The sequence below is a fragment of the Paenibacillus sp. V4I9 genome, assembly GCF_030817295.1.
Taxonomy (GTDB): domain Bacteria; phylum Bacillota; class Bacilli; order Paenibacillales; family NBRC-103111; genus Paenibacillus_E.
This window is the reverse complement of sequence record NZ_JAUSZE010000001.1, coordinates 7,487,224-7,500,560: the sequence shown is the minus strand read 5'-3', so window position 1 is coordinate 7,500,560 and position 13,337 is coordinate 7,487,224. Positions and strand designations below refer to the sequence as shown.

Here is a 13,337-nt window from a genome sequence, read left to right as displayed (position 1 = left end):
CATCAACCATTCTTGACACATTTAAAGGTTTTATACTTGAAGAAAGATATTTTTATAGAAACGTTAAAGGATTACGATTTTCGGATAAAAGGGGTCGCTTTTTCGATAGAGATGCCTGTGTAATAGTAGGTTACGATTTGCTCCGCGGTTTTGCCTTCCTTCGCCATACCATTGGCGCCCCATTGACTTAGGCCAACACCATGGCCATATCCGTAGCTGGTAAACGTGATTTTGGAGCCTGACCATGTCCACGTAAATTGAGAGGATGCTAGTCCTAGCTTCTCTCTTACTTCACGTCCTGAAAATATTTTACCGCCAATGGTTATGGTTTTAATCCGGTGGCCGGTCGACCACGCTAATACTTTCATATTTTTGGCGCTTGTACCTGTTGTTGCTATACTCGTAACGCCTAGCTTCTGAAGCATACTCTTGTAACTGAGATCAACGGTTTCTTGATAGCGAGAAGATAGCTTTATATCCCAGGGGCTTGGCACACTTCGCAGGTAGGGACTCTTGAACGGCCAATAATCTTCCGAGTTTTCGGTGTATCCATTACTTGTCGAGAAAAAGGTGGCGTTGATAGGTTTATGCTCATAAGTGAGGATTAGATCTTTGGTTTCATTCACGGCTCTATCGATTTTGGCCATATTCGTCTCGTAACGCTTGTCCCATCTGTCTCTAAGCTCTTGTTCCGTGATATAAGCTTGATGTGCAGTTGTGTCTGTCACAAGCGCATCGCTAACCGGCATATTGCTGTAGTCCTTCTCTAGCACTCTACGCACAACATAAGTCCTAGCCGCCATAGCCTGCGCTTTGAGCGCCTCCAGCTCGAATTCGATCGGCATTTCGGCGGCGAGCACACCTTTCACATACTGTTCCAGCGGTACCGTCTCAATCGTCGCTTTCTTGGTCAGATACACGGGAATCATTAGGCCTTGTTCGGTGATTGTTTCCTGGAGAAGTCCGTCTTTCGCAATTTGGATGGGAGATTGCGCACCGCCATCCGGAATCTTCTTAACTAGCAATCCTGGAACGATAATAGTCACACATAGCATGGAAGATAAGCAAACAGCCATCCAAAGGATGACCCCTTTGCCCAGCACGCGTTTCTTCTTGAATATCATCTAAGCAGCCTCCATAAGCGCGTTTACTAGCATGTAATTGATATGACTTAGCTTATGATAGGGGTTGCTAGAATAGAACAATGGACTATCTTGTAAAATGCGTGAGATTGTGGATGCTAGAGCTTACGGCGTTCAGCAGCTTCGTAAAGGTAGACGGGCTATAGTGGTTACCAATGTTGCAGTTTCTACAACAATTCACACGTCCAAAGGCTATTTTTCACGTTGAAGTTGCAGTTTGTACAACATCTCAAACCCATTTGTTGCGAAATGGCCCTGTAAAGGGCCAAATTGTTGTACATTAGAGTCAATTTCATAATAAAAGTCTGATTTTTCCACAAGGGATCAATTCGGGAGAAATGCAGTTGGATAAGAGCCTTTAGAGACTGCTATTTCTTCATTTCCAGCGTATTTTGTAAAAATAAGAGTCTCTAGAGACTCTTATCCGTCAAGTAAAGTGTGAATTCGGGAGAAAAGCAATCGGATAAGAGCCTTTAGAGACTGCTATCTCTTCATTTCCACCGTATTTTGTAAAAATAGGAGTCCCTAGAGACTCTTAACGTTCAAGTGAAGTGTGGATTCGGTAGAAATATCGTCGGATAAGACCTTAAGGAGCTAATTTCACAATAAAAGCCCGATTTTCCCATAAGGCGCCTTAAACACCGTACAACTATTGACGTTCAAACCAATTACAGAATTCAGAAAGGGATTTATCCACTTAAATGCCCTGATTTGTAGTAATTAAACGGAGAATAACATGATATCTTGGCACCCAATGGATAACTTGGGTAGGTGACTGTTTTTGAATGCGCTATAAGTCCCTTTGTAGCAAGGGTTTTGAATTATGAAATTGACTCCATTATGCAACATTGAAGGGAGAAAGGCGGGATCTGGGCAGCAATTGTTGCATAATGTACAACATCATTCAACTGAGAGTAAGGATTCATTCATCCGGTAACCTCAAGTGAGCACATGTGACGATGGATTCCCATTTAAGACTCATCCATGTAGAACAAGCTCAGGTCAAACGAATCAACGGTCCCCAAAATACAACAGCATTGCGTGTTGTTGGGCATCCACTAGATATGCAACAATCGCGCATACTCTCCACCTGCTCTAAAGCAAAAAGAACCATCGGAGCAACCCCCCCGATGGTTCTTCAAACACTATCCTAAGCAAGCGTCGGCTGGATGTTGAAAAAACCCAACTCCGCAGCTTCCTGCTCCACTTCTTGCGGCACCGATCTTTGAATATCCGCACCTAGCTCACGCAGTACGTCAGTAATATCAACATACCCGCGATCAATATGGTGAACGCCTGTAATCTCGGTTTCACCTTCTGCAGCTAGCGCCGCTAGAATAAGGGCGGCCCCTGCCCGCAGGTCTGTTGCGCATACCTTTGCACCCTGAAGCTTGGCATTGCCACTCACGATAGCTGTACGGCCATCGACCTTGATATGAGCGTTCATGTTCGAGAACTCCTCGACATGCATGAACCGATTCTCGAACACGGTCTCGGTCACGAGGCTCGTGCCGTCCGCCACCATCAGCAGCGCCATCATTTGCGACTGCATATCGGTTGGGAAGCCTGGATACGGCAGCGTCTTCACATCAACCGCGCGAAGCGGCCCTGAAGCGCAGACACGAATACCGTTCTCATCTTCTTCGATGATAACACCCATTTCTTGCATTTTAGAAATAACAGGTCGGAGATGGTCACCAATAGCACCCTCCATGTACAGTTCACTACCAGTAATAGCTGCGGCAATCATATATGTACCCGCTTCTACGCGATCCGGAATAACCGTATGTACAATCCCACGAAGTTTCTCTACGCCTTCTATGCGAATAACACCTGTTCCTGCCCCGCGAATTGTTGCGCCCATGGCATTCAAGTAATTCGCCAAATCGACAATTTCCGGCTCTTTAGCAGCATTCTCAATGGTGGTTGTGCCCTCAGCGAGCGTTGCAGCCATCATGATGTTCTCGGTTGCGCCTACACTGGCTACATCGAGATAAATTTTGGCACCCTTCAGGCGCCCTTTCACTTTGGCTTCGATATACCCTTGACCCAGTTCGATATCGGCACCCATCGCTTCAAAACCTTTGAGATGCTGATCAATTGGCCTTGTGCCAATCGCACAGCCGCCTGGGAGCGAAATTCTCGCTTGACCAAGCCTTGCTAACAAAGGACCCATCACGAGGAAAGAGGCTCTCATTTTACGGACTAGATCATAAGATGCTTCACATGTGTTAATGTTATGAGCACGAACACGAATAACCTGACGGTCATATTCCACTTCAATACCTAAGCTTTGCAATACTTTATTAATGACTAGTACATCGTCAAGGGGAGGCGCATCATGGATGACGCTTTCACCTTCCGAACCCAGAATGGAAGCTGCAATAATCGGTAGAACCGCATTCTTTGCTCCGTTGATTTTCACATTGCCAGCTAACTTTCGGCCACCGCGGACGATAATTTTGCTCATCATGGTCCCTCCGCGCACTTATTTTAAATTACAAGGTTTTGCACATTTCCTAAGTTTATCATTTCAACCCATACAGTTACAACTGTGTTCTTTTGGTATTCCAACTGACCTACATAGAGTTCGGAGAAGGTTTCATTTTTCGATCCGTTCTATTATCCATTGTTGACAACAAACTTGTTCATTATTCGAAAAATGTGATTAAAACATCTTACCGAAGCCCATGGAGAGCCCTAAATACTGGATAAAAAAACTCGCAACCAAGTGTCCGAGGGCAATAGAAAGCAAAATTTGCAGCATAATCGCTTGAGCCGCCTTAGGTCTTTTGAGCAGGACATCGAAGCGGAACGCTTGCAGCGCCCACCACGATAAGCCAATACACATGATGTAGACAGCAATATCCACCATATTCATCATCGAAGCATATTTCGCCGCTTCATTCCATTTGTCTGTATCTGCCATAAGTCACTCCTCTTCGGTTTTACCGATTCATTACTTTAGCGAGCAGTGTTACGAATTCAGCTCGTGTTGCTTGCTCATCAGGCCGGAAGGTGCCGTCCGAATAGCCGCTTATCCAACCATCCGCCGACATTTGTTTCAGGATCCCCACACCCCAATACGTATCATTTACATCACTAAAAGGTGAGTTGCCCCGTTTTTTCCCTGTCATATTCATGCTGCGGGCAAGCATCTGTGTCATCTCCATACGTGTAAGCGTACGATCAGGCCCAAATGTTCCATCCGGGTAGCCGTCCACAATATTCGCTTGAACCGCTTTGGCTACGTAATCGTAAGCCCAATGCGAAGCATCTATATCACTGAAACGCAGCTCCTGACGTTTAGACAGCTTCAAAGCTCGCGTCAATACCGTTGCTGCCTCTGCACGCGTAATGGGCTGATTTGGAGCAAAACGGTAGTTTCCGTAACCGCTAATTACTCCTTGCTCCGTAAGCTGGCTAATGGCATCCTTTGCCCAGTGTCCATCAATGTCGGCAAATCCGCTCACCAGCGTGTAACTGCCTACTTTTAACCGATACATTTGACTCATAAACCATTGGTTGGCTTGAAGCTTGATATAATAGGTTCCTGCAGGTAGGGTTTTCTCAATAAAAAATTGATCCGTACCATAATCATTTCTATAAAAGCCTTGTTCCCTCAAAGAACTGTCATATAGCGTTGCATATAAAATGCGCGATGTTGGTATATTCGTTAAACGCACTTGGGCGAGACCGTCCTTGCTCATGCGGAATTCGAACCAATCAACGTCATCACTTTTGTTAAATACACCCTCATACACGGAATTCATCGCAGCAAAAGTAGCTTGATACGATTTATCATTCGGCTCATTCGGATCGATCAGCTTCGGCGTGTATTCAATTTCTAACGTATACTCACCCGTAATCGGCTCTGAGTAATCCTTCATATTGCTGACACGAATGTAATACTGACCAGGTAGCAGATCCATTTGGGAGCTGACCTCGATACCTCCATCTCCGGCTTGGTCGATCGTAATCGACTTCTCCCCTTCCTTCTGGAAAAGGATCATCGGATCTATGCGCCCTGTATCTACGGATAGCCTGATACGCATTGTACCTGAGTTTTCTAGGGATATTGCAAACCAATCCAGATCTCCTTTTTGATGAAAAGTACCTCGGATAGATTGACTCCGATCAGGTAAAACGAAGGCTTTATACTGCTTATCATTATCCTCAAATGGATCCTTATAAATAGCAAAATCCGTTCGCATCGAGTAATTTAACGCCGTCTTGCGGGAACGATCCACAGACTGCAGCTGCACGTACGTGCGCCCTTTGGTCACAGAGACCGTGAAAGGCTGACTTCCGTCCGTGGTATTATTCGCGATAAACGTTTCTCCGGAATCGAAACGCACTCGGACACCCGAGCTATCTGCGCTATTCAGCCATAATTTAATAAACCCATCATAAGCCGCATCAATGGCGTACCAATCTTGGTCTTGTGCCGAGCTAAGTACAGCTTTAACAGCCGTATGAACCGGCAATATGGCAGCCTGATTCATATTTTCGTTAGGCTCAAAGTAATCCTCACTGTACGGCTTCGTCAGTGCCAAATCCACTCTTAACAAACCATAGCCCGTTCTGGAATCCCATCCCCCTGACGCCAAGTCTTCTGCCGTCTGCTCGAGCTGCGCACGAACTTGATACACGTTCATACTCGGGTATTTGCCCCATACCAGAGCTGCAGCTGCAGCAACCTGGGGTGCAGACATGGAGCTTCCATCTTGGTACTGATAGCCGCCACCTAGTGCTGTTGTGTATACATCCCATGGCGCCACAAGATCCAGCTCCGGCCCAAAGTTCGAACGAGGGTCAGCAAGCCTTTCCGAGTTAACGCCTCCTACAGCTAGAACAGTTGGATATGCCGCAGGGTATTTCACACTTGTACTTTCATTGCCAACAGCGGCTACGAGCAGTACATTACGATCCTCTGCATACTGCACAATGCCTTCCATATAATCGGAGTATTTGTTCAGCCCTAGGGAAAGCACTACGATTTTCGCGCCGTGATCCACTGCATACTTGATACCTTCGCCAAGCTTCACTTCGCCGCCTGTACCGTCGGCCTCCAATGCTTTGATTGGCATAATCTTGGCATTTGGGGCTATGCCTGCAATCCCTTTATCGTTATTGAACGTGGCCGCAATGATACCTGCTACGTTCGTTCCATGTCCATTATCATCTTGAGGCTTTTTCGAAGGCTGAAGCAGATTCACACCATCTACTAAATTACCAACTAAATCAGGATGTACAAGATCAACGCCCGTATCGACGACCGCTACTACAATTGGTGTCCGGGAATCTCCTGCCGCAGCCCATGCTTGATCGATGTGGATCATATCCAGATAGGTTTGTTTCACTCTCATGGGATCCGTCGACACCGGGTAGGCTGCTTCTACTTTCGTTATCATCCCTGTAAGTTCCACAACAAGCATCATTAGTACAATGAGCCAAAGGTGTCGAGTACATTTCATGAAATCACAGGTCCTTTTTCTTGTATGATCTTTTTTCCTTCTCTATCTATACCACATTACCCGTCTTCTCGATACATATAACGGTTTTTCGTCGCAAAAAGTTCAGATATTCGGGAAAAAATTTTTGTATGTATGGGATGGCGGTCAATCATTCTCCTGTATATTGTACATCGAAATGACAGGCCGTGAAGCCCTTGGAATAATTTGCTGCAAAAGCGATAAATGACTCATTCATCTGGAATCAGCCGAACGCGTAAATCAACGCAAAAAAGCCTTCCCCCACTTTTTAAGCAGGGAAAGGCTTATTCATAAATTTACATAATCAGAAAATCCTTCGTCAAGGTGAAAATGGCTTCGATGCCTTTCAACATCAGGTGTGGAACAACGCCCAGCGCCACGCTGATGAGGGCACATAACCAAACTGTTATCCCTAATGGAATCGACACCTTAATCTCGGCAGGCTCGTAATCGCTGCGCATAAACATTTGGCGTACGATGCCAAAATAGTAGTAAAAGGATACCACACTGGTAGCTATCATCAGTCCCCCTAACCAATAGTGCTGGGTCTGCATTGTTCCCAGGATGATGTAGAGCTTTCCGAAAAACCCGCCAGATAAAGGAATACCAGCCAAAGAAAGCACGATGAGCACCATAGCTACGGCTGTTATTGGGGCCCTGTAATAGAGACCACCAAACCCCTTCGCCTCGGTATGCCCTTCCGCTTGCTCAATAATCATCAGCACAGCAAAAGCTCCGATATTCATAAACAAGTACGCGATCAGATAGAAAATAAATTCAGAAAAGTTCGCGTAATGGGTACCGGAAAAGTAAGTTCCAATCGGAACGAGTAAGTAACCTGCATTGGCAATTCCTGAGTAGGCCAAAAGCCTTTTCATATTCGTTTGCTTCAGCGCAATGAAATTACCGGTTACCATCGCGATGGCAGCCATGACCGATATGGCCAGGAACACGTCCGATTGAAAGCTGCTGTTTTCAAAGCTGCTAAATCCAAACAGCACGTAGAATACGCGGAATAGGATGGCGAAGCCGGCACCCTTGGACACGACGGCCAAAAATGCCGTGACTGGCGTCGGTGCGCCTTGGTACACATCCGGTGCCCAACTGTGGAACGGGGCAGCGGCGATTTTGAAGCCGAAGCCAGCCAACAACATGAAGAATGCTACATAGAGCAACGGCTCGTAAGCAGTTACGAGTGATGGAAGAGCAGCACCAATCTGCGACAGATTGCTGGAACCGACCATCCCGTATAGGAAGGACATGCCATACAAGATGATCGCAGATGAAATACCGCCCATGACCAAATACTTGAAGGCACCCTCGTTAGATTTGTTATCTTTCTTCTTCATAGCTACGAGCAAGTACGAAGTAATACTCAGCAGCTCCAACCCAACGTACAGCGTGATAAGGTCTCCCGAGGATGACATAATCATCGCACCGAGCGCGGCGGGCAGATAGAAGTAGTAATACTCCCCGACATGTGGAATGGCCTCTTCTTTGATGAAGCCTAAGCTCATCAAGACAACGAAGCCAGTACCTAATAAAGTGAACAATTTGAGCAGATTCGAGAAATCATCCACTCTGTAGCTATTATTGAGCAGCCCAATAGCCTCTTCTGGATTCAACTGTAGAACAACGAATATCGCAGAAATAGCGATGCCAACCAACGTCAGCCATCCAATTATCGAGCGACTAAGCCTGTTGGGAAGGACCAAATCCAAGAGAGATAGGATGATCGCAGTGGCAACCAGCGAAAGCTCAGGGAGCAGATGCACTAAATCAGCGACATGGAGTCTTATCTGTTCCACTGGTCTAACCTCCTATCTTCCCGGCAACGCTTTGGATCAATTGATCCAAGCTGCCTATCGTTTGCTGAAGCGGCTGACTTAGCACGCTTGGGTATACACCGAGCAAGAGAATGAACGCCACCAATGTAATCATCGGCACGGCCTCGATTAATCTGGCGTCGCGTATGCCTTGCAGCTGCAGGTTCGGCTGTTTAGGGCCGAACGTGATGTTCAGAACCCCGCGCAGCACGTAAACCGCGGTAAAAATGATCCCAAGTGTACCGACTATCGCGTATACTCGGTGCGTTTCGAAGAGTCCGAGAAACGCGAGGAACTCACTGATGAAGCCGGATAAGCCCGGTAATCCGAGCGATGCCATACCAGCGACCAGCAGAATGCCGCTGATGAACGGTATGGACGACGCGAGACCGCCTAATTGGTCGAGCTGCGTCGTTTGGGTTCGCTCGTAGATGCTGCCTACGAGCAAGAACATCAGGGCCGAGATGAGGCCGTGTGAGATCAGTTGGAACACGGCGCCCTGCAGGCCCGACACATTGAACGCGGCGAGACCCAGCAGGACGATGCCCATGTGGCTAATACTCGAGTAGGCCAGCACGAGCTTGAAGTCCTTTTGTACCATGGCGAGAATCGCGCCGTACACGATATTGATGACGCCGAGGAGCGCCAGCATCCAGGCCCACTGCTTGGCTTCCCCAGGGAAGAACAGAATGCCGAATCGGATGAGGCCGTAGGCCCCCATTTTCAGCAAAATTCCGGAGTGAATCATAACAACAGCAGGCGGAGCCTCTGTATGTACTTTGAGCATCCATGTATGGAACGGGAAGATTGGCAGCTTAATGCCAAAGGCAACCAGAAGCATAATAAACACGGTCCATTTCATGCTCTGACTAAGGAAGAACGGCGATCCTTCTTGATTGACATAAGCGGTGGGATCTTGCAGCAAATTATGTGCAATCGTATGAATGTCACCGCTGTAGTAAATAACAGCTTCTGTCTGCGAAGGCACTTGGTTGAATCCAGCCGTGCTGACGAGGATTAAGAACGCGATCAACATGATCGCCGAGCCAAGTCCATTGTAAAGCAGGAAGCGGTTAGCAGCTTGCTCCCGATTCATATACCCCCAAATACCAATCAAGAAGAACATCGGTACGAGCGTAATTTCGAAGAACAAGAAGAACAAGAAGAGATCCTGTGATAAGAAAACTCCGAACATACCGGTTTCCAGCAGCAAGAACAGAATGAAGTACGTTTTCCAACGTTTCTTGATATACACCGAAGCTAAAGCAGCCATTGACGATACAAGTGCGGTTAGAAACACCAGAGGCAAGGAGATGCCGTCAACCGCCAACGAATACTTAAACTCGAAGAAATACGAAGTAATTTGCTGAATTCCCTCATGATTAAGCGGAACTTTGATCCAGTCCAGCTGTTCTTTATACTGAATCGGATCACCCTGATAATTGTAATCACTATACAACCAAGCCGCCAGAATAAGCGGGATCAGTGTCGTGACAATACCAATTGTTTTAATCAATCGGCCTCGATCACCACGGATGAAGAGCAAGACCAGAACGCCCAAAAGAGGCGAGAAGGCGATCATACTTAGGATGGGTATACTAGCCAGCATGGATGAACCTCCTTCCTGCGATGGCGAGTACCAAAATCAGCATCCCCAAAATCATGATGACACCATAGGTTTGTAGTTGACCATTTTGAAGACGCGAGCCTAGACGCCCTAGTCCGACCACAGTAAAGGCGATCAAACGCACAATACCGTCAACGATATACACATCAAACAATTCGAGTATCCAGCCTAAACCGCGAAGCGGTTTTACAATGACACCATCATAAATTTCATCAATGAAATATTTACGATTCAGCAGCGTATACAGCCACGGCATTTTACTGGAAACCACATCGCGCGGAATCGTACGTTTGAGGTAGATCAAGTAACCGAGCCCAATTCCAAGCACACCAGCCAGTGTGGACAAAATAATAACGGTCCAATTGGCTTTCTCATCATGATCATGCCCGGTCAACCACTGACTGAGCCATTCGTTAAACGGTGTATTCACAAAGCCCGCAACAACAGCAAGCACAGCAAGAACAATCAATGGCGTGGTCATTGTTGCCGGAGATTCATGGGGTTCATGAGCGGTATGCGCTGCATGACCATGATCGTCGTGATCGTCATCAGTAGTCTTTGCTTTGCCTCTAGGCGATCCCATAAACACGAGGAAAAACAGACGCGACATATAGAACGCTGTGAAGAAGGCAGCAATGACACCGACCCAGAACAAGAGCTGGTTATGCTCGTAGGCTTCCGTCAAGATCATATCCTTCGACCAGAACCCTGCGAAAGGGAAAATACCTGACAGTGCCAGCGTGCCTATGCCGAATGTCCAGGTCGTGATTTTCATTTTGCGGGATAAGCCGCCCATTTCGTTAATGTCCTGCGTATGAACAGCGTGAATCACACTGCCTGCGCCCAAGAAGAGCAGCGCTTTGAAGAAGGCATGCGTGAACAAATGGAACATACCAGACGTGTAGGAAACGCCAATCCCGAGTGCCATCATCATATAACCGAGTTGACTCACGGTCGAGTAGGCGAGAATGCGTTTGATATCGTTCTGAACAATACCAATCGTGGCCGCAAAAATCGCTGTGAAACCACCCACATATGCTACAACAAGCAAAGCATCCGGCGATGCGTGGAAAATATCAAAGGTACGCGCAACGAGGTACACCCCAGCGGCAACCATCGTTGCTGCGTGGATTAGCGCACTTATCGGCGTTGGACCTTCCATAGCATCGGGCAGCCACGTATGCAGCGGGAATTGACCAGACTTACCCATCGCCCCGATGAAGATCAGAATAGCAATCCATGTGATGATCGTTGGGTCGATTTTGCCCGTTGTAAAAGCATTATGAATAGATGTGAAATCAAGTGCATGCCCTGGCATGTACCAGTACAACAGCAGAATGGCAATAAATAGGCCAACGTCCCCGATACGGGTAACGATGAATGCCTTTTTCGCAGCAGCCTTCGCTTCTGGCTTGAAGTACCAGAATCCGACGAGCAGGAAGGAACATACCCCTACAAGCTCCCAGAAGATGTACAGCTCCAGCATATTTTCCGAGATAACAAGACCAAGCATAGAGAAGGAGAACAAAGCGATATAGCCAAAAAATACATGAATTCGCTCGTCGCCTTTCATATAACCCTTGGAATAAATGTTCACCAGCAAAGACACCAGTGTGACAATCACGAGCATCAAGGCGTTCAGATTGTTAACCTCAAAGCCCATATTCAGCGTGAAATCGCCCACTTGCAGCCAATGCAGCTTATTCCACGTGTAATCCTCCACTTTACCGCCAATTCGTTCAACGAAAATCAGCAAAGCCACGATAAATGATGCCAGCATCGCGAAAATACTGATGTAAATACCTAGATCTTTTAATTGACGTCCCATAGCCGTAAGCGCTAGAAAAGCAAGCAGCGGAAACAACGGAATGAGCCAGGCGTACTGTGAATAGTCCGATACCATATCCTTGTTAGCCTCCTAGCGCTTCATAGAATCCAAATCCGTAACTTCTACTGTCCCTTTATTTCTGTAAATGGTAATTAGAATCGCGATCCCGACAGCCGCCTCAGCAGCAGCTATGGTGATGTTGAAAAGCGAGAAAATCTGTCCGGTAAGAGCCGGATGGTCACCAAGCTTCGAAAAGGCAATCAAATTCAAGTTCACCGCATTCAGCATAAGCTCAATCGAAAGCAGGACGATAACCCCGTTCTTCTTCGTTAACGCACCGTATAAGCCGATGCAGAACAGGATTGCCGCCAGCGTGAGATAGGGAGTAATAATGTTGCCCACAGCTAATCCTCCTCTCTCTTCGCGACCACGATGGCACCGATGAAGGCTACCGTCAGCAGCACCGACATGATTTCGAAAGGGATAACGTGCTCGTTATAGAGCAGTTTTCCGATTTCTAGTGTGTTATCCTTGCCAGCATCCAGGGTACCCGAAGCGACAAAGGTCGTTTTTTGAATGGCATAAAACAACACTCCGAACAATCCCAAAGCACCAATAATCGCTAGGCCTTCATGCCAAGGACGCTTAGGCTCCTCTTCTTCCCCTTGTCTGTGCCTCGTCATCATAATGCCGAAAATCATCAGAATCGAGATTGCACCTGCGTAGATCAACACTTGCACGAAAGCTACAAACTCAGCCTCCAGAATGACATACAGCCCCGCCAAACTAATAAACGTAAGGGCAACGGCAATGACCATGTGAACGACTTTGGTAAATGAAATCATGAAGATAGCTCCGCCAATTGCGAGTAGAGCGAAGACGAAGAAAGCCCAGCTTGAACCGTTGGATAAGAAATCACCAATTCCGCTAAACATCTTTCTTGGCCCCCCCTTTTGGCAAAGCTGAGTTGTTCTCTTGACGGATATTTTGCGTGTTTTCGCTTAACCACTGCATATTTTTGAACAAATCATCACGACTGTAGGTACTCAGCTCAAAATTGTTCGTCATGACGATTGCTTCTGTCGGACAGACCTCAGTGCAGAGATCGCACAGAATACAAATCTCGAAGTTAATATCGTACGTATCGATAACCTTACCCTTTTTCTCTGGGTCAGGATTCGCTTTACCTGTTAGGGTGATACACTCCGTCGGACAAACGCGTGCACATTGATTACACACAATGCATTTCTCTGGATCAAAATATTGAATACCGCGAAAGCGGTCCGGCATTTTAATCGGAACGTCAGGATATGCGTACGTTATTTTTTTCTGCGTCATACTTTTAAACGTTACGCCTAAACCTTTCATTATGCCCTTCATTCGTTTCCCTCCTTAGAGTTTCCGTAGGAAACTTGATTC

Annotated in this window: 10 protein-coding genes; all 10 read right to left on the bottom strand. The window is 46.8% G+C overall.

All coding sequences use genetic code 11. The features are described 5' to 3' along the window. Window positions 1–71: 71 nt before the first annotated feature. Window positions 72–1,124 carry a stage II sporulation protein D gene (spoIID, locus tag QFZ81_RS34585; RefSeq protein ID WP_307606330.1) on the bottom strand — a complete coding sequence of 351 codons (1,053 nt, stop codon included), beginning with the start codon at window positions 1,122–1,124 and terminating at the stop codon, window positions 72–74. 1,168 nt (window positions 1,125–2,292) lie between these two features. Further along, entirely contained in the window at window positions 2,293–3,612 is a 1,320-nt protein-coding gene (murA, locus tag QFZ81_RS34580; protein WP_307449245.1) for a UDP-N-acetylglucosamine 1-carboxyvinyltransferase, read from the bottom strand. Between the two features lie 198 nt (window positions 3,613–3,810). Further along, a complete protein-coding gene (locus QFZ81_RS34575; protein WP_246321231.1) occupies window positions 3,811–4,071 on the bottom strand; it encodes a DUF1146 family protein in 261 nt (86 codons plus the stop codon). 19 nt (window positions 4,072–4,090) lie between these two features. Further along, window positions 4,091–6,619, bottom strand: coding sequence for a S8 family peptidase (locus QFZ81_RS34570; RefSeq protein WP_307606328.1), 2,529 nt, complete (start codon window positions 6,617–6,619; stop codon window positions 4,091–4,093). 314 nt (window positions 6,620–6,933) lie between these two features. After that, on the bottom strand, window positions 6,934–8,445 hold the full coding sequence (locus QFZ81_RS34565) for an NADH-quinone oxidoreductase subunit N (protein ID WP_307606325.1): 1,512 nt from the start codon (window positions 8,443–8,445) through the stop codon (window positions 6,934–6,936). A 4-nt stretch (window positions 8,446–8,449) separates the two neighbouring features. Beyond that, window positions 8,450–10,072 (bottom strand): complex I subunit 4 family protein, encoded by a 1,623-nt coding sequence (locus tag QFZ81_RS34560; protein WP_307436677.1) that lies wholly within the window; start codon window positions 10,070–10,072, stop codon window positions 8,450–8,452. Next, on the bottom strand, window positions 10,062–11,993 hold the full coding sequence (gene nuoL / locus QFZ81_RS34555) for an NADH-quinone oxidoreductase subunit L (RefSeq protein WP_307436681.1): 1,932 nt from the start codon (window positions 11,991–11,993) through the stop codon (window positions 10,062–10,064). The genes QFZ81_RS34560 and nuoL overlap by 11 nt, the downstream gene beginning before the upstream one ends. Before the next feature lie 15 nt (window positions 11,994–12,008). Next, complete coding sequence (nuoK, locus tag QFZ81_RS34550) at window positions 12,009–12,320, bottom strand: NADH-quinone oxidoreductase subunit NuoK (RefSeq protein ID WP_029195649.1); 312 nt, start codon at window positions 12,318–12,320, stop codon at window positions 12,009–12,011. 2 nt (window positions 12,321–12,322) lie between these two features. Beyond that, the gene (locus tag QFZ81_RS34545) at window positions 12,323–12,853 is read right to left on the bottom strand and encodes an NADH-quinone oxidoreductase subunit J (RefSeq protein ID WP_057303738.1); all 531 of its coding nucleotides are present in this window, start codon (window positions 12,851–12,853) and stop codon (window positions 12,323–12,325) included. After that, a complete protein-coding gene (gene nuoI / locus QFZ81_RS34540) occupies window positions 12,846–13,298 on the bottom strand; it encodes an NADH-quinone oxidoreductase subunit NuoI (protein ID WP_029195651.1) in 453 nt (150 codons plus the stop codon). The genes QFZ81_RS34545 and nuoI overlap by 8 nt, the downstream gene beginning before the upstream one ends. Window positions 13,299–13,337 lie beyond the last annotated feature (39 nt).